The 17,470-nt window shown below is 68.9% G+C and carries 12 protein-coding genes; 9 read left to right on the top strand and 3 right to left on the bottom strand.

Going from position 1 to position 17,470, the window contains the following annotated elements; all coding sequences use genetic code 11:
- The first annotated feature begins 84 nt into the window (after positions 1 to 84).
- The 9 genes from LR394_RS11885 (at position 85) to LR394_RS11845 (ending at position 12,639) form a co-directional block, all read left to right on the top strand.
- Positions 85 to 3,279, top strand: coding sequence for a bifunctional [glutamine synthetase] adenylyltransferase/[glutamine synthetase]-adenylyl-L-tyrosine phosphorylase (locus LR394_RS11885; protein WP_231440969.1), 3,195 nt, complete (start codon positions 85 to 87; stop codon positions 3,277 to 3,279).
- Between the two features lie 105 nt (positions 3,280 to 3,384).
- A complete protein-coding gene (locus tag LR394_RS11880; RefSeq protein WP_231440967.1) occupies positions 3,385 to 3,852 on the top strand; it encodes a hypothetical protein in 468 nt (155 codons plus the stop codon).
- Positions 3,853 to 4,023: 171 nt separating this feature from the next.
- A complete protein-coding gene (gene secD, locus LR394_RS11875; RefSeq protein WP_231440965.1) occupies positions 4,024 to 6,453 on the top strand; it encodes a protein translocase subunit SecD in 2,430 nt (809 codons plus the stop codon).
- 74 nt (positions 6,454 to 6,527) lie between these two features.
- Positions 6,528 to 7,862, top strand: coding sequence for a cation:proton antiporter (locus LR394_RS11870; protein ID WP_407937035.1), 1,335 nt, complete (start codon positions 6,528 to 6,530; stop codon positions 7,860 to 7,862).
- 168 nt (positions 7,863 to 8,030) lie between these two features.
- Positions 8,031 to 9,041, top strand: coding sequence for a glutamine synthetase GlnII (glnII, locus tag LR394_RS11865; protein ID WP_231440961.1), 1,011 nt, complete (start codon positions 8,031 to 8,033; stop codon positions 9,039 to 9,041).
- Between the two features lie 205 nt (positions 9,042 to 9,246).
- Complete coding sequence (locus tag LR394_RS11860) at positions 9,247 to 9,684, top strand: hypothetical protein (RefSeq protein WP_231440960.1); 438 nt, start codon at positions 9,247 to 9,249, stop codon at positions 9,682 to 9,684.
- Positions 9,681 to 11,075: a hypothetical protein gene (locus LR394_RS11855; RefSeq protein ID WP_231440958.1), complete on the top strand. Its 1,395-nt coding sequence runs from the start codon at positions 9,681 to 9,683 to the stop codon at positions 11,073 to 11,075. The genes LR394_RS11860 and LR394_RS11855 overlap by 4 nt, the downstream gene beginning before the upstream one ends.
- Positions 11,075 to 11,911 carry a hypothetical protein gene (locus LR394_RS11850; RefSeq protein ID WP_231440956.1) on the top strand — a complete coding sequence of 279 codons (837 nt, stop codon included), beginning with the start codon at positions 11,075 to 11,077 and terminating at the stop codon, positions 11,909 to 11,911. The genes LR394_RS11855 and LR394_RS11850 overlap by 1 nt, the downstream gene beginning before the upstream one ends.
- Complete coding sequence (locus LR394_RS11845; protein ID WP_231440954.1) at positions 11,908 to 12,639, top strand: hypothetical protein; 732 nt, start codon at positions 11,908 to 11,910, stop codon at positions 12,637 to 12,639. The genes LR394_RS11850 and LR394_RS11845 overlap by 4 nt, the downstream gene beginning before the upstream one ends.
- On the opposite strand, the gene LR394_RS11840 is transcribed toward LR394_RS11845, so the two are convergent.
- From LR394_RS11840 to LR394_RS11830, 3 genes are all read right to left on the bottom strand, one after another.
- On the bottom strand, positions 12,633 to 13,058 hold the full coding sequence (locus LR394_RS11840) for a hypothetical protein (RefSeq protein WP_231440952.1): 426 nt from the start codon (positions 13,056 to 13,058) through the stop codon (positions 12,633 to 12,635). The genes LR394_RS11845 and LR394_RS11840 overlap by 7 nt on opposite strands.
- A 64-nt stretch (positions 13,059 to 13,122) precedes the next feature.
- On the bottom strand, positions 13,123 to 14,682 hold the full coding sequence (locus LR394_RS11835) for a nucleoside hydrolase-like domain-containing protein (protein ID WP_231440950.1): 1,560 nt from the start codon (positions 14,680 to 14,682) through the stop codon (positions 13,123 to 13,125).
- A gap of 116 nt (positions 14,683 to 14,798) precedes the next feature.
- Positions 14,799 to 17,468: a BTAD domain-containing putative transcriptional regulator gene (locus LR394_RS11830; RefSeq protein ID WP_231440948.1), complete on the bottom strand. Its 2,670-nt coding sequence runs from the start codon at positions 17,466 to 17,468 to the stop codon at positions 14,799 to 14,801.
- Between the last annotated feature and the right edge of the window lie 2 nt (positions 17,469 to 17,470).

The raw sequence follows: 17,470 nt of genomic DNA, 5'->3' as shown, positions 1-17,470 counted from the left end.
GCATCGGCCCGGCCGCTCTGCTTTGCCTCAAGTGGTGACCAAGGTCTTGCCCCGCCGGTGGCCCGGCGGACTACGGTTGGTCAGGTGACGACTGCGCGTCAGGCAAGTTTCGCGGCCCGGCTCGCCCGGTTCGGGTTCGCCGACCCGGCCGCTGCCGAGCAGGTGCTCAGTGCTCCGGTGATGGGCGAGCTCCGGGCCGGCCCCACCGACGAGAAGCTGCTGTCCGCGCTGGCCGACAGTCCCGACCCCGACCTGGCCCTGGCCGCACTCGGGCGGCTGGCCGAGTCGATGTCCACCGGTGGCCGCGCGGAGGCCGGTCTGGGCGGGCTCACCACCCAGGCCCTGCAGAGTCTGGGCGAGGGCAGTGCGGTGGCCCAGCTCGGCGACGCCCTGCACCGCGACGACCTGACGGCGCGCCGGCTGTTCGCAGTCCTGGGCGGGTCCGCGGCCCTGGGCGACCACCTGGTCCGCCACCCCCGGCAGTGGCCGGTGATCGACGGCGAGCTGGGCGGCGACGATCTGCCGCCCGGCCCGGCGAACCCCTCGTCCGACTTCGAGGCCGACCACCACGGGCACGCCCGCGAGTTCCTGGAAGGCGTTCCACCCCGGCCCTTCTCGTCGTTCACCGCCGACCAGATGCGCTCGGAGCTGCTTCAGGCCGTGGGCGCCGACCCCACCGCCGCGATGCCGGTCGGCGAGCTCCCGCAGGACGAGGCCACCGACGCACTACGGGTGGCCTACCGCCGGCGCCTGCTCGGCCTGGCCGCTCGTGACCTGGCCGCCGACAACCCGCTGGCCATCCTGCCCACCGTCGCCGCGATCCTGGCAGACCTGGCCGCCGCGGCGCTGGAGGCTGCGCTCGCCGTGGCCCGCGGATCCCTGCCCGGCCACGGCAAGGACTGCCGCCTGGCCGTGATCGGCATGGGCAAGTGCGGCGGCCGCGAGCTCAACTACGTCAGCGACGTGGACGTGATCTACGTGGTCGAGGCGGTCGAGGGCGCCGACGAGCACAAGGCGATCACCGAAGGCACCAGGCTGGCCAGCACTCTCGGCCTGGTCTGCTCGAAAGCCACGCCCGAGGGCACACTCTGGCCGGTCGACCCCAACCTGCGCCCCGAAGGCCGCCAGGGCCCGCTGGTGCGCACCCTGGCCAGCCACCTGACGTACTACGAGCGCTGGGCCAAGACCTGGGAGTTCCAGGCCCTGCTGAAGGCCCGGCTGGTGGCCGGCGACGCGGATCTGGGCGCGCGCTACCTGGCCGGGATCGAGCCGATGGTCTGGAAGGCGGCCGAGCGCGAGAACTTCGTCGCCGACGTGCAGGCCATGCGCCGCCGGGTGGAGGAGACGCTGAAGGGCCCGGACGCCGACCGGGAACTCAAGCTCGGTGCGGGCGGCCTGCGCGACGTGGAGTTCTCGGTCCAGCTGCTGCAACTGGTGCACGGCCGGATCGACGCGCGGCTGCGGACCCCGAACACCCTGCTCGGGCTGGAGGCGCTGAGCACCTTCGGCTACGTCGGCCGGGCTGATGCGGCCGAGCTCGACCGGGCCTACCGGATGCTGCGCGCGCTGGAGCACCGGATCCAGTTGTTCCGGCTGCAGCGCACCCACGTGGTGCCCAGCGGTGAGGCCGATCTGCGCCGGCTGGGCCGGGAATTCGGCTTCCGGGCCAATGCCGGGGAAGGGCTGAGCGCGCTGTGGCGCAAGCAGGCCCGGGAGGTCCGCCGCCTGCACGAGAAGCTTTTCTACCGGCCGCTTCTGGCGGCCGCGGCGGAGCTCACCAGCGACGAGGCCCGGCTCACTCCCGAGGCTGCGCGGGTCCGGCTGGCCGCGCTCGGCTACCGTGACCCGGCCGGGGCCATGCGTCACCTCACCGCGCTCACCCTCGGGGTCTCGCGCCGGGCGGCGATCCAGCGGCAGCTGCTGCCGGTGATGCTGGGCTGGTTCGCCGACGGCGCCGATCCGGATGCCGGCCTGCTGGACTTCCGCCGGCTCTCCGAGGCGCTCGGCTCCACCCACTGGTACCTGAAGATGCTGCGTGACTCGGGGGCCGCGGCCGAGCGCCTGGCCCACGTGCTCTCGTCCAGTCAGCTGGTGGCCGAGCTGCTGCAGCGGGCTCCCGAGGCGGTGGCGCTGCTGGAGACCGACGAAGTGCTGCAGCCGCAACCCCTTTCGTCGATGATCGCGGGGGTGCGCAAGGGCGCCGCCCGGCACGAGGGTGATCCGGTGGCCGCGGTGATGGCGGCCCGGGCCGTGCGCCGGCGCGAGATCATTCGCACCGGGGTGGCCGACGTGGTGGGGCTGAGCGACATCGACTCGGTGGGCCGGGCCCTGAGCGACTGTGCGATCGCGGCGGTCGACGGGGCGCTGGTCGCGGCGGCCGATTCGGTGCGGGCCAAGCGGGGCGATCTGCCGGTGCGGATGGCGGTGATCGCGATGGGCCGGCTCGGCGGGCGGGAACTGAGCTACTCCAGCGACGCCGACGTCATGTTCGTGGCCGACCCGCTGCCCGGTGTTGACCCGCACGAGGCCCAGGCCGCGGCCACCGACCTGTGCTCGGAACTGCGCCGCCTGCTGTCGATGACCGGTCCGGAACCGGCGCTGGCGGTAGACGCGAACCTCCGGCCGGAAGGGCGTAACGGTCCTCTGGTGCGGTCCCTGGCGTCCTACCGCGACTACTACGCCCGCTGGTCGGTGGCCTGGGAGGCGCAGGCCCTGACCCGGGCGCTGCCGATCGCCGGGGAGAAGGACCTGGGCGCCGAGTTCATCGAGCTGATCGATCCGCTGCGCTGGCGGCCGGGTGGTCTGCCCGACGCTTCGCTCAAGGAGATCCGCCGGATCAAGGCCCGGGTGGAGTCCGAGCGCCTGCCCCGCGGCGCCGACCCGCACCGCCACCTCAAGCTCGGCCGCGGCGCGCTGGCCGACGTGGAGTGGACGGTGCAGCTCTACCAGCTGCAGCACGCCCACGAGATTCCGGAGCTTCGGGTCACCGGGACGATGGAGGCGCTGGCGGCGGCGGTCGGGGCCGGGCTGATCTCCGCAGAGGACGGCGAGGTGCTGGCCGAGGCCTGGCGGCTGGCCGCCCGGTTCCGCAACGCGATCATGCTCTGGAAGGGCAACGCCTCGGACGTGCCGCCGACCAACCACACCTCGCTGGACGGGGTGGCCCGGATCATGGGGTACCCGCCCGGGTCGGCGGGGCGGCTCGACGACGACTACCAGCGGGTCACCCGCCGGGCCCGGACCGTGGTCGAGCGGCTCTTCTACGGCTGGGACGTCTAGGGCCTGTCCTGCACCTGTCCTGGAAGGGCAATATTCATAGCCCATTCCCAGCAATACATGGGTGGCCGAAGAGAGCGGTGTGCCCTCACCGGTAGACTGCCGGTGATGACGCCACGTATCAGCCTGCGCCCGGCCGGAGCCGCCGCCGTGCTGATCACGTTTGTCGCCGTCGTCCTGACTCTGCTCAGCGTGAGCAACCTGGCCCTGAAGAACGGCCCGCACCTGGCGGCCGGGCGCTCGGCCGGCGCGCAGGAGCGGCTGGCCTGGGCCGTGCCCGAAGAAGGCCGGCACGCGGCCAACAACCGCCCCGGTTCGATGGCCTCACCGGCATCGCACCGCGCCGCCGTCCAGACCCCCGAGCGCCGGCTCACCGCCGCCACCCCGGGCCACAGCGCCGAGATCCACTTCCCCGGCGGCTCGCCCGACGTCCCCGTCGCCCTGGCCACCCGGGACTGGCAGCTCCTCACCGACCTGGTCGATCTTCCGGTAGACGCCTCCGCCCAGGTCCTGAAGACCCAGGTCAGCGTCTCGCACCGGGGTCGGGCACCACCAGTCGTGCAGTACGGCATCTAAGGGCCCCCTTTTCCGGGGGTAGTCACACCGGTCACTGAATCCCGCGCAAGAACTGCGTTGGGGTGATCGGTGCTACCCCCGCCTCGGGGCCCACCCACCCCTCCTGAGGCTCTTTGCCGTGAGCCACTTCCTTCGGGAGGGGGTGCCTGTCACCCCTGGCCCGGAGGAATCATGAAAGCCGTCCCCGTGGTGCGAGCCCTGGCTGCTGTGGCCGTGGTCGCCCTTTCCCTGTACATAGCGCTGACGATGTCCCCCCGCCTGGGGCTCGACCTGCGTGGCGGTACCCAGATCGTCCTGGAGACCAAGAGCACCGAAACGGTCGAGGCGAACGCCGAGTCGACCGACCGGGCCCTCGGTGTCCTGCGCAACCGGATCGACGCGCTGGGCGTCACCGAGCCCAGCGTGACCCGTTCCGGCGACAACCGGATCATCATCGAGCTGCCCGGGGTCCAGGACCCGCGGGAGGCGGCCGAGGTGGTCGGCCGTACCGCCCAGCTGACCTTCCATCCGGTCGTCAACGCCGACCCGCCGCCGGCCGCCGAGGCCGAGGGCGAGGAGGCTCCGGAGGAGAAGCTCGAGGAAGGCCAGCAGCGCCTGGTCGACGAAGACGGCATGCCGCTGGTCATCGGCCCCCAGGTGATGACCGGTGAAGGAGTCAGCGACGCGGCCGGGGTCACCGACCCCACCCGCGGTGGCGGCTGGTTCGTCACCATCGACTTCAAGAGCGCCGGCGGTGAGACCTGGCGTCAGCTGACCGCCGACGCCGCCTGCGCCCAGCCGGGTGACCCGGCCCGCCGGATCGCGATCGTCCTGGACGACGAGGTGATCTCCTCCCCGCAGGTCGACCCGAGCATCGGCTGCGGCGTCGGGATGTCCGGCAACAGCACCGAGATCACCGGCCAGTTCAGCTCCGAAGAGGCGCAGGACCTGGCCATCCTGATCAAGGGCGGCGCCCTGCCGCTGCCGGTCGAGGTGATCGAGCAGCGCACCGTCGGCCCGACCCTGGGTGCCGACGCGATCGACGCCTCGATCCAGGCCGCGATCATCGGCATGATCCTGACCGGCCTGTTCATCACCGTGGTCTACCGCGTGGTGGGGTTCCTGGCGACCATCGCCCTGGGCTGCTACGCGCTGATCGCCTACGCCTTCATGGTCTTCCTCGGCGCCACCCTGACCCTGCCCGGCCTGGCCGGTTTCGTGCTCGCGATCGGGATGGCGATCGACGCCAACGTGCTGGTGTTCGAGCGCGCCCGGGAGGAGTTCGGCAAGGTCCCGGCGGCCAACCGCAAGCGCAAGGGGGCCCTGCCGAACGCCCTGCAGATCGGGTTCGACAAGGCCTGGACCGCGATCATCGACACCAACGTCACCACCCTGCTCGCCGCGGCCCTGCTGTTCTTCCTGGCCACCGGCCCGGTCCGGGGCTTCGGGGTGACCCTCTCGATCGGTGTCATCGCCTCGATGATCTCCGCGCTGATCGTGGCCCGGGTGTTCGCCGAGTGGGCGGTGCGCCGCAACCTGGTGCGCAAGCGCCCGGCGATCAGCGGTCTGGCCGGCAACGGCCGGCTGCGGCAGTGGCTGGCCACCTCCGGCCCGGACCTGATGAAGCGCGGCAACCTGTGGCTCGGCGTCTCGGCCGCGATCGTCGTCTTCGCCTTCGCCGGGATCGCGATCCGCGGGCTCAACCTGGGCGTCGAGTTCACCGGCGGCCGGCTGCTGACCTTCAGCACCAGCCAGGCAGTCACCGCCGACCAGGCCCGGGAAGCAGTCAGCGAGGCCGGTTTCCCGCGCGCGGTGGTGCAGACCTCCTCGCCCACCGGCGGGGCCGCCGAGAGCATCAGCGTGCGCACCGAGGAGCTGACCAACGAACAGGCCCTCGACATCGAGAACGCCCTGGCCGGGGTGGGTGGCGAGGTCACCAAGGAGACCGACGAGCTGATCGGCCCGAGCCTGGGCGACGAGCTGCGGACCAAGGCGCTGATCGCGCTGGGCGCGGCGATCCTGGCGCAGATGCTCTACCTGGCCGTGAGATTCCGCTGGACGTTCGGAATATCCGCTGCTGTAACGATGTTCCATGATGTGCTGGCGGTGATCGGGATCTTCGTCTGGCTGGGCAAGCCGATCGACGGCGTGTTCCTGGCAGCGGCCCTCACCGTGATCGGCCTGAGCGTGAACGACACCGTCGTCGTCTTCGACCGGGTCCGTGAGATGCGACGTGAGAACCCGCACGAGAAGTTCGGCAAGGTCGTGAACAGCGCGATCCTGCAGACCTTCCCGCGCACGATCAACACCGGGCTGGGCGCCGTCTTCATCCTGGCGGCACTGACCTTGCTGGGTGGTGACTCGCTCACCGACTTCGCCCTGGCCCTGCTGATCGGCCTGGTCGTGGCGTTCCTGTCCAGCGTGTTCACTGCTTCGCCCCTGGCCATCCTGCTCGAACGGTTCTGGCCGGACGAGCCCGACCTCGAAGACGACGAAGACGAGCCGCACCGCCCGACCAACGGTCAGCGCCCCGAGCGCCGGCCGCTGAAGCGTGGCGCCGTCGACCCCTACGCCCACATCCCTTCCGGTCGAGAGACGGAGGACAGCAATGCATCTCGCTGAAACGCTGATGGTTCTCCAGCTGAGTCGCGGTCCGGTCGCAAAGGAGGACACCCGTGCATCTGGCTGAAACACTGATGGCCCTCGGTGGTGCGTTCCTCGCCGCCGGGCTGGCCGCCCGCCTGGGCCGACGAGTCGGTCTGCCCACGATCCCCCTGTTCATGGTGGCCGGCCTGCTGCTCGGCCCGCACACCCCCGGTCTGGCCCTGGTCGAGGACCCGACCGAGTTCGCCCTGCTCTCCTCGCTCGGCCTGATCCTGCTGCTGTTCTACCTGGGCCTGGAGTTCCACCTCGACGACCTGCTCGGCGGCGGCAGGAAGCTGCTCGCCGCGGGCAGCCTGTACCTGCTGATCAACGTCGGTCTCGGCCTGGGCTTCGGCTACCTGCTGGGCTGGGGCAGCCGGGAGGCCTTCGTCCTGGCCGGTGTGATCGGCATCTCCAGCTCGGCGATCGTCACCAAGGTGCTGGTCGAGACCGGGCGGCTGGGCCGGCCGGAGAGCAAGCTGATCCTCGGCATCATCGTGGTCGAGGACGTGTTCCTGGCGCTCTACCTGGCCCTGCTGCAGCCGGTGCTCAGCGACGCCAGCGGATTCTGGGAGGCCGCCCAGAAGTTCGGCGTGGCGCTGGCCTTCCTGCTCATCCTGACCGCCATCGCCCGCTGGGGGGCCACCCTGGTCGGCCGGCTGGTCGAGACCCGCGACGACGAGCTGCTGATCGTCACCTTCGTGGGTCTGGCCGTGCTCAGCGCCGGGGTCGCCGAGTCGATCGGGGTCTCCGACGCGATCGGAGCGTTCATGATCGGCCTGATCCTCGGCTCGGGCAAGGCCGGGGTGCGGATCCAGAAGCTGGTGCACCCGCTGCGCGACGCCTTCGCCGCGCTGTTCTTCTTCACCTTCGGCCTGACCATCGACCCGGGTGACGTGTTCAGTGTCTGGGTGCCGATCGTGATCGCGGTGGTGATCACCATCGTCGGGAACCTGGTGGCCGGCACCCTGTCCTCGCGGATCTACGGATTCGGCACCGAGCGGGCCAGTTTCGTCTCGCTGACCGTGCTCGCCCGCGGTGAGTTCGCGCTGATCCTGGCCTCGATGGCGGCCGCTGCCGGGCTGGATCCCCGGATCTCCGCGTTCGTCGCCGGTTACGTGCTGATCCTGGCCATCCTCGGCCCGCTGGCGGTGAGCCGCTCGGACTACTTCGCCAAGGGGATGGAGAAGGTGCTGGGCCGCTGGCTGCCCGAGCGCCCGGAACTGATGGCCGACGTGCCGGGCAACGACGACGGCGAGGGCGTGGACCGGGGCGACCCGCCGGGCAACGGCCCGATCGGCGCCGACGGCCGGGAGATCGGCGAGCTCGGCCAGAACGGCCAGTTCCGCGGTGTGATCTCCGGCTCCTCCGCCAAGGACGGCAGCTGATCTGAAACATCCCGGAAACCCGGGAAATCAGTTCTTCACGCTCCGGCAACCGTTGCGCAGCATCTTCCGGCGAAGGTCTTAGCAGGAACGGTTGTACGCCGCAGGAGCGGCGATCGACCGGCCCCCGGTTCAACCGGGCGGCCGGTCTTCGTCTTTCGAGGAGCCCGAATGCCCTACCGCGCTGAATACATCTGGATCGACGGCACCGCGCCGACCCCGCTGATGCGCAGCAAGACCCGCATCGTCGCGGACGGGAAGGAGCCGGAGATCTGGGGTTTCGACGGCTCCAGCACCAACCAGGCGCCCGGTGAGAACTCCGACTGCGTGCTGCGCCCGGTGTTCACCTGCCCCGACCCGCTGCGCGGCGAGAACGACGTCCTGGTGCTGTGCGAGGTCGAGCTCACCGACTTCACCCCGCACCCCACCAACACCCGCGCCGCCAACGTCGCCGCGGCCGAGAAGTACGCCGACCAGAGCCCGATGTTCGGGATCGAGCAGGAGTACACGTTCATGCAGGACGGCCGCCCGCTGGGCTGGCCGGCGGTGGGCTACCCGGCTCCGCAGGGCCCGTACTACTGCGGTGTCGGCGGCGGCAAGATGGTCGGCCGCGAGATCGTCGAGAAGCACACCGACGCCTGCCTGAAGGCCGGTCTGGCCATCGAGGGCACCAACGCCGAGGTGATGATGGGCCAGTGGGAGTTCCAGATCGGCGTGCTCCCCGCCCCGCTCATCGGTGACCACATCTGGGTCGCCCGCTGGCTGCTGGCCCGGATCGCCGAGGACTACGACGTCGAGGTGTCGTGGGACGCCAAGCCGGTGAAGGGCGACTGGAACGGGGCCGGCGCGCACACCAACTTCTCCACCGCCGCCACGATGGAGAGCTACGACGCCATCGTCACCGCCTGCGAGGCCCTGGGCAAGAAGGCCGCCGAGCACGTGGCCGCCTACGGCGCGGGCATCGAGGACCGCCTGACCGGCGCCCACGAGACCGCCAGCTACCAGACCTTCAGCTGGGGCGCCTCCGACCGCTCGGCCTCGATCCGGATCCCGTGGGCCGTCGAGAAGGCGAAGAAGGGCTGGCTGGAGGACCGCCGTCCGAACGCCAACGTCGACCCGTACGTGGTCTCCCGGATGCTGATCACCACCTGCTGCGCCGCCCTGGCCGGCGAGGAGAGCTGAGCACTTCCGTCACCGAGAGGGTCCGTGGCCGGTCACCGGTCGCGGGCCCCTCGCGTTTTGCGCCCGATTGAGGACGTTTCTCCGCCCTGAATTTTCGGTTCACCGACGCGTGTGGTCGAGATCATTTCTCCGACGGTCGTCGCATAGCGCAAGCTGAGGGCTCAATTGATGAGGTTCACGGCTCGTGTGACGGTGGAGGAAGACAATGGCTGGCGCGTTCGAGGTCAGGTCTGATGATCTGAAGGAGTCTGCTGCCCAGGCCCAGCGGGCCGCAGATCTTCTCAAGGACCTGAAGCCCGCATTCGCCGTGGCCGGTAACGGGATGCCGGGCTCGACGGCGAGTGCCTTGCTCGATCTGGTCCAAGAGCGGGTCACGTCCGCTCTGGAAGGCTGGGTGCTCGATGAGTCGTCCTACTCCCGGAGCCTCACCCGGGCGGCCGAGACGTACGAAGCCACTGAGCGGGCCGCCGCTCAGGAGTATGCCCGTAGCCATCCGCTGACGCCCCCTCAGACGTACTACCCCGGAGTCAGCCGGGATCGGCAGTACGTGCCGACCAGGCCCTTGCTTGAGACCGAACGGATTCCGGGTTACCGGCTGCCCCAGCTCGTCGAGAGAGACTCACCGGAGAACACACAGCCATGAGTGCCCTCCTGAGCTGGGCCGAAGTGAGCCGCTGGGACACCAACCCGGTCGAGTCGGGGTACACCGATGCGACCAGAATCTCCGGCGCTCTGGACCGGACCGAGGCGAGCCTGCCGCAGACCGAGGTGAAGACCTGGAGCGGTGACGCCGCTGATGCGGCCGCCACCGCGGCCCGTCAGCAGCGCAAGACGATCGAGGAGTACGGCGAGGCCGCCGAAACGCTCAAGAATGGCCTGCGCGACGCGGTCGCCGACGTCCGTGAGGTGGTCGACGAGGTGCGCCGGATCAAGGAGTACGCGGCCGGTCCAGCGGTCTCGCTGACGATCGCCGATGACGGCACCGTCAGCGACGAGCTGGAACCGGCGTTGTGCGCCAGCGAGGAAGAGGCCGCAGAGTACACCGCCGGGCGCCAGGACCTGGTCGATCAGTTGGCCCGACGGATTGCGAAGGTAGTCGAGAAGGCCAAGGACGCCGACAACTACCTGGTCAAGGCGATTGACAAGACGATGACCTTTGACGAGCAGTTCAAGGCTCCGGCGAAGGAGGTCAAGGAGCTCTACTCCGGGGTGACCGGCACTGTCGACTACGCGAAGTGGAAGGCGGCCAGATCCGCGGCTCACGCTCCCAGCGACTACGGCAGCTATCTGCGTGAGCTGTCAAGGTACGCGCGGATGCGACCGGCCGGGCCGGATCTGGGGGTGGGACAACTGACCGATGCCCAGAACCTGCTTCCGCTGAACAGTTCGGTCAAGCGCATCAATCAGGCGGTCGCCGGGCTGGACAGCGCGGCCTCACTGGCCGACGTCGAGCGGATGTACGACACCAACAAGGCCTACCTGCTCTGGGACCAACTACGCGGGGTCCAGGGCGAGAAGCAGGCCATGAAAACGGTACAGACCTTGTACCCGACGGTGGTCGCCGACGACGTCACCCGGATGATGAGCAAGTTCGACAAGAACTTCTTGGTGCGGGGCGCTACCAAGGTGGGGGCGTTCACCGGGGCTGTCATGGGGCCGGTGGAGGTCGGGCTGGGAGCGAAGGACGTCTACGACGCGGTACGGGACGACGATGCCGCGACCGACCAGCGAATTGCGAAGGGAGTCGGTGGAGTGGCGTCCGCTGTCAGCGGCGGCACAACTACTGTTCTCGCTCTCGGACTGATCGCCCCAGCAGCAGCGCCGGTTGCTTTGGGAGTTGTGGTGGGCGGTAGCGTGATCGCCGCTGGCGCTGCTGCTTACGAACACCGAGAGCAGATCGGTCACGCGCTTTCCAGCGGTCTGGATACGGTTGGCGATGTGGCCGGCGCAGCTGGCGACAAGCTCGGAGCAGCCGGTGACAGGGTCGGTGGCTTGGTCTCCGGCGGCGTCAGCAAGTTAGGAAGCATTTTCTGATGGCAGGTTTCCCGCAAGGACCTCTCAACGGCATTCCTGGCGGCGCAGGACAGCTCACCCGCTGGGATTCGGAACTGCTGGTCGAAGCAAGAATTTCCTTGCTGAAGCTGGCGGTGCCAGGGCCGATCGAGGTGGGTACTTACACCGACGAAGAGGTAGCCGTTCTGGAGCAGCCGGGTGGGAACCCACCGGCGCCCGCTCCCTGGCTGGCGCAGCTCGACGCGCAGCAGACAGAAATCACTTTGGCGACCGCCAGGCGTGGGCTCAGCGCGCGGGGCCTGTACCGAGTGACCTCTCGTGGCCAAGATGCAACCGAGTTCGATATCGAAGTCGGCGTCATGGCACTGGCCCTGATGAGTCTGCGGCGTCTGGTGTCGTCCATAGTGATGGTGGAACGACACATCGGCGACCAGGCGGACTGGCAGGTTTTCTATCCGCAGGCCGGGCAACTCTGGCTTCGGGAAAGTATCGACGGCAACGGCATCCACCGGTTCGGTCTGGCCCGGCCGGAACACTGGGTGGACAAGCTGATGCACTGGAGCGAAGTAGGTAACGAGAACCGTTCAGCGCCATACTTTGAAACGCTGGTCCCCCCGGGTGAGGCCCGACTGCCTTATGCAATTGAACAGTGCTCGACGATGATGCTCATCACCCGGTTCGACGCCACGGCGGGGGAGACCAGTGTCGGCGAAAGCTGGAGTTCGCTTCATGTGGGTTCGGAAGGCTGTTTTCTCGGTCGTGCGGGGGCGAGCGGGGTGCAGTACGTGGGTGTTGGTGACTGGGACGTTCGTCGGCACTGGTCGGACATTCTGGTGAACGAGACGGAGGAACGGTGACAGCGGCGCAGGAGGAGTTCTTCGAGCTCAAGAATGCGGAGGATCCTCGGCTGAAGTCCGGGCTGGAGCACTACCTGATGCTTGAGCGCCGGGACATGGGTCTGCAACGGGTGGGCTTTCGTGCGTGGGCGACCTGGCGGCGGCTCGGTTGGGTGATGCTGATCAACACGGTGGTGGCCCTGGCATTCTTCGTCTGCTGGCCCGGGAGCCTTTTCGACCGGGTGACGATCGCCTGGATCACCTACACTCCCTTCGCGCTTCCCTACCTGATCATGGTTCTGCTGAGCGGGGTCTCGTACAAGCAGCGGGTCTGCCAGAACGGTCTGGTCCTAGGGTTCCGAGGGCGAACGGTCATTCCCTGGGAAACCATCGATCCCGGCCGGGTTCATCACATCGACAACTTCTCATCGGCGAGCTGGCACCCGGATCTCAGCCTGCCGGTCACCCATCACGCTGGTATTGCTGACCGGGGGTTGGTGGTTTGTGGCAAGTACCCGGGGAATCCGCCTTTCGCGTACTGGCTGATCGGAACGCGTAGCCCGGAGAAGCTGGCGGCTGAGATTGAGTCGGCGATGTGCGATTTCGGGCTGCCGGCTGAAGGTCTGGCGGAGAACGCGGTGCGGACCAAGGTGCGGGCGAAGAAGCGTCTGGGCAAGGCCGGTCAGCCGCTGTTGCCGCCGCTGCGTGGGCTTTTCGATCCGGTGATCGGGGTGCCCAAGGTTCAGTAGGTGGCGGCGCGTAACGGGTCCGGCTCGTCGATCACGTCGTGCAGCACCGAGAGCACGATGTCGGCGAGGTCCTGCTCCATCACGGCGCCGCCCAGGTCGTCGGTGGCGATGAACGGCCCGGGCATGTTCTTCGCCCGCCAGGCCCGCTCGATCGCCGAGTGGGTGCCGCCCACCGCCTTGGCCGAGCCGATGATCGCGACCAGATCGTCGTACTCGGCCGCGGCGGGGGAGGCCTGGGCCACGTGCCGGATGTACTCGGTGCGCTTTTCGCCGTAACCCCGCAGCAGCGCGATCACCTTCTGCCGGAGCACCTCCGGATCCGGGGCCGGCGCCGGGGGAGCCAGGCGGTCGAGCACGCTGCGGGCCTTCTCCACCTCGGCCGGGTTGTCCGGGTCGAAGGTCAGTGTGATCGTGGTCATAGCCGCGATGATGCGCCCGGTCTACTTAGAGCGCAAGTGCTGTCCGGGTAGATAGTTCTGCGGCTTACCGGACGTGCAGGGTGATCCGGTCGTAACGGGTGAGCGGGTGCCTGCCGTTGTCGGTGGCCTCGACGATGACCGAGACGGTCTGCCCGCGCTTGGCGTCCTTGGGTACGGTCACGGTCACCGCCCGGTCGGACGCCTTGCCGAAGCGGACCGAACCCGGGTAGGTGCCCTCCTCGCCGTACTGCCACCACAGGAGTTTCACCTGGTCCCGGTCCGGATCCTTGACCGCCGCCGAAAGTTTCACCGACTGGCCGGGCCGCACCTTCACGCTCGAGGCCGCCGCCCGCACCGAGGGCGCGTGATTCCCGTTCTGGTACTTCGGCTCCAGCGTCCAGCGCATCCGGGCGGCGAAGTCGTTCTGCGCGGCCCCCGCCCACCGCAAAGTGGTGAGATCAGAGACGTCCTTACCTGATTCGTCCTTCTCGGTGGCAACCAGTTCCCACAACTCGGGGCTGGAACTCACCTTCTCCGAACGTCCGCCCCAGCCGCCGATCGCCGGGTTCGACGGATCCTCCAGACCGGTACGCAGCAGCGGGTTGAACGCCACGTTGTCGCCCTCGGAAAGGAAGTCGTACGGCTGCAGCGGCTTGCACCAGCCGGTCGGGGCCAGTTCCGGCAGGCCGAAGATGTCCAGCTGGTCGCCCGGCATTGCCTGCCCGTCCAGCCACGAGCGGTACAGCGAACCGTACGGGCCGACCTGGATGTTCTTCCGGGTCCAGGCACCCTGGAAGTACTTACGGTCCTCCGGCAGCCCGCGCACATTGCCTTGGCCGCGCTCGCAGTTGTAGCCCCAGGTGGCGTAGCCGGCCGAAAGCTCCTGCACCCGCAGGCCGGGCCAGTTGGTTGCGATGTAGTCGGTGTACGTCTCGTCCTGGAAGCCGCTGGCCAGGATCACCGCCTTGGCCGAGATCTTCTGCTTCAGCGCGGGCCATCTCGGGCTCTTGCCGTACTCCTCCTCCAGCGACTTCAGCGCCCGGCCGATGGTGCTGCTGCCGCCCCAAGCCTGTAGGTAGAGCGGGCGGGGATCGTTGTCCAGCAGCAGTTTACGGATCAGGTCGGAGCCCGGCGTGTCCTTACTGATGTCGCCCTCGAACTCTATGTTGCCGATCTTCACCGTCTTCAGAAGTTCCTGCGGCGAGGGGTAGTCCGGGTCGTGCCGACGCAGGTTCGGGTACACCTTGGCGTAAGCCTTGAGCACCTGGTCCTCGATGGTGCGGGTGCCGGTCCAGCGCCAGGAGGTCTGCGGGGTGTCGTACTCCCGGTCCGGCAGGAAGAACTCGGTGCCCTTCCCGTCCCCGGCCCAGTGGAAACGTCCACTGGCGTAGATGATTCCCTGCGTCTCGACGTCGTTCGTGTAGAGCAGGTAGCGGATCAGGGAGGCCAGGTCGTCCTGCTCCATGTCGGTGGTGACCACCGTACGCGGGCGCTCCTCGGCCGACCGTTCCAATGCCGGGATCTCAGTGGCTGAGGCTCCGGGAGCGGTGATCAGACCGAGTGCGGAAAGGCCGGTGATCGCTGCACAGGCGGCGAGTTTCAGCCGCGCGGACCGTCGGGGCATGCGCATCCTCTTCCTTGAGGCATGAATATGCATTCGTCATCGAATGCATATCTCAAGCATCTTGCGGCGAGGGCGGCCGGGCGTCAAGAAGTGCATAGCGATTCAGCAGTTGACCTTCAGCGTCCAAGCGCCTCGAGCATCGCCACCATCTCGTCCTCGGAAAGATCGGCCGCCCGGGCTTGCGCCCGGACCGAGGGCGCAACCAGCGCCAGTTCGGCGTTCAGCGCTGCCGTGGTGGGCGGATCGGAGTTGTCCAGCCGAACCCCTCGCCGCTCGGCGTGCCGATAGGCGGCCGCGTGCAAGGTGGCTGCTTCCAGCGGCCGGCCCAGCCGGAACAGGGCCAGCGCCGCAGTGATCACGCAGACCAGGACCTGGGCAGCGTCGTCCTCGTCCCGGAACCAGGCCACCGCCTCCCGCAACGGCCCGAACGCGGCCCCGGGATCGTCCCTGATCAGAGCGCGGGCCAACAGGACGCTGGCGAAACCGCCCGCCCAGCCGTAACCGTTCTGCCGGGACTGCGCGATGGCGCCCCGAAGCGTCTGTCGGGCTTCGCTCTGGTGCCCGAGGCCGTCGAGCGCCGCGCCGAGAATGGCCTGCGGCACGGTCCCGAACCACGCCTCGTCGGTGCTCCGCGCCAGAACGATCGATTCCCGCGCACTTTCGGCCGCGCGCTGGTAATCGCCGAAATAGATCCAGAGCATGCCCTCGTAGTAACGCAACTGCCCGAGCAGCAGGCGTCCCTCCGTGTCCTGCGGTTCCCCGAGGATCTCCAGCGCCCGCAGCACCAGGTTCCGCCCCTCGGAAAGGTCACGCCCGAGCCAGAACAGCGTGCCGCAAGCGGCCGTGGCCCGGGCCCGATCGACGGCCGGAGCCTCCGGAGCCCGTTCGAGCGCCTGATTCAGCAGCCGCAGGCCTTCGGCCACGTGCCCGGTCCGCAGCCAGAACCACTCCAGCAGACCGGCGGTGCGCAATGCGGCCGAGGGGCGAACGGCGAGGTCGTGGACCAGACCGGCGCGCAGGTTGGGCAGTTCGCGGTTGAGCACCCGGATCGAGCGGGCCGAGCGCTTGCCCCGCAGGTCGTGCACGATCCGGGCAACCAGGTCGCGGCTCCAGGTGGCGTGCCGGTCGCGGCTGTCGGCAGGGTCGGGATCGTGCTCGCGGCAGTAGGCCCGGATGATCTCCAGCATCCGGTAGCGGGTCGGCGTGGACGTGGTGTCGGCGCTCACCACCGAGCGAGAGACCAGCGACGACAGCACATCCAGATCGCAGCCGACCGCCTCGGCGGCCTCCAGGGTGAAGCCGCCCTCGAACGGCCACAGCCGAAGCAACGTGTAGCGCTCGTTCTCCGGCAGCAGATCCACGCTCCAGGCGACGGTGGCCTCCAGCGTGGCGTGCGGCGTGACCGCATTGCGCGGAACCTGGCCGAGAGATGGGAATCTTGACCCCAGCAACCCGGTGATGTCGCTCAGGCTCAGCAAACGAGCCCGGGCCGCAGCAAGTTCCAGCGCCAGCGGAATGCCGTCCAGCGCCTCGGCCAGCCGGTCGAGTTCCTGCGTCTCGGTGGCACTCGGTTGCCAGCCCGGTCGTACGGCGGCGATCCGGTCGGTCAGCAGGGCAACTGCATCGTTCTGGGGCAGCGGATCGACCGGCAGCAGACGTTCCCCGTCCACCCCGAGCCCTTCGCGACTGGTCGTCAGCAGGCTCAGACTCGGGTTGTCGGCCAGCAGCGCCGTTGCCAGATCGGCCACCGCACCGGTCAGATGCTCGCAGTTGTCCAGCACCAGCAGGCCGTCCAGGCCAGTGAAACGCTCCGGGATCTCGAGCAGCCCCAGAGCCTGCGCGACCACCGAGGGCAGATCGAGCGGCGAGTGCACATCGGCCAGCCGGGCGAACGGGGCCGGTCCCGCCCACTCCAGAGCCAGTCGAGTCTTGCCGGCCCCACCCGGGCCCACCAGCGTCATCAATCGGGATTCGGTCATTGTCGTTCGCAGAAGGGCCTGTTCGCGATCGCGACCGACGAATTTGGTCAACGGACGCCGGGGTGCGGGCGGCCGGGCGGTGGCATCCAGGAGCAGGGTCGGGTCCTGGGCGAGCAGGCGTCGTTCGAGGCTCTGCAGTTCGGGGCCGGGGTCCACGCCGAGGTCGTCGGCCAGCAGCGCGCGCACCTGCCGCAGTGCCGAAAATGCTTCGGCCTGGCGGGCACTGCGGTACAGACCCAGGATGAGTAGTTCCCAGCGGCGCTCCCGATACGGGTCTTCATCGACGGCGGAACGCATTTCGCTGACTGCTACCGGGGCGTCGCCCAACGCGAGCAGGGTGGCGGCGTGGTCTTCGATGGCGGTGGCGTGTTGTTCGGTCAATTGATGACGCTCGGCGTCGCCGAACGCTTCCAGGTCGGGATACGGGCGTCCTCGCCACAGTTTCAGAGCGTTACCGAGTACCTGCATCCGGTCAATCGGGCGCTGGACGGTTCGGGCCTCGGTGAGCAGGGCCTCGAAATGGAGGACGTCCGAGCGCGCCTGGAGCGCGTAGCCGCCGGGAGAGCGGGTGAGGGCTTGGGCGCCGAAAACTTTTCGCAGGCGGGAGACGTAGGCCTGCAACGATGCGGCCGGGTTGGCCGGCGGAGCAGATCCCCAGATCGCCTCGGCCAGAAGGTCTTCCGCCAGCGGTTCGCCGCGCGCGATGATCAGGGCCTGCACCAGGCGCCGCGGCTGCGGCCCGCCGACCTCCACCGGGGTACCGGCGACCGTGACCTCGAGCGGTCCGAGAACCCGGCAGATCAGCACGA

Source organism: Kineosporia babensis (genome assembly GCF_021129305.1).
GTDB lineage: Bacteria > Actinomycetota > Actinomycetes > Actinomycetales > Kineosporiaceae > Kineosporia > Kineosporia babensis.
This window is presented reverse-complemented; position numbering and strand designations above follow the sequence as displayed.

Excerpts from the sequence above, each read along its gene's own strand:
- LR394_RS11835 (WP_231440950.1), bottom strand. The coding sequence starts at position 14,682 with ATGCCCCGACGGTCCGCGCGGCTGAAACTCGCCGCCTGTGCAGCGATC.
- LR394_RS11880 (WP_231440967.1), top strand. The coding sequence starts at position 3,385 with ATGACGCCACGTATCAGCCTGCGCCCGGCCGGAGCCGCCGCCGTGCTG.
- LR394_RS11870 (WP_407937035.1), top strand. The coding sequence starts at position 6,528 with ATGGCCCTCGGTGGTGCGTTCCTCGCCGCCGGGCTGGCCGCCCGCCTG.
- LR394_RS11855 (WP_231440958.1), top strand. The coding sequence starts at position 9,681 with ATGAGTGCCCTCCTGAGCTGGGCCGAAGTGAGCCGCTGGGACACCAAC.
- LR394_RS11840 (WP_231440952.1), bottom strand. The coding sequence starts at position 13,058 with ATGACCACGATCACACTGACCTTCGACCCGGACAACCCGGCCGAGGTG.
- secD (WP_231440965.1), top strand. The coding sequence starts at position 4,024 with ATGAAAGCCGTCCCCGTGGTGCGAGCCCTGGCTGCTGTGGCCGTGGTC.
- LR394_RS11850 (WP_231440956.1), top strand. The coding sequence starts at position 11,075 with ATGGCAGGTTTCCCGCAAGGACCTCTCAACGGCATTCCTGGCGGCGCA.
- glnII (WP_231440961.1), top strand. The coding sequence starts at position 8,031 with ATGCCCTACCGCGCTGAATACATCTGGATCGACGGCACCGCGCCGACC.
- LR394_RS11860 (WP_231440960.1), top strand. The coding sequence starts at position 9,247 with ATGGCTGGCGCGTTCGAGGTCAGGTCTGATGATCTGAAGGAGTCTGCT.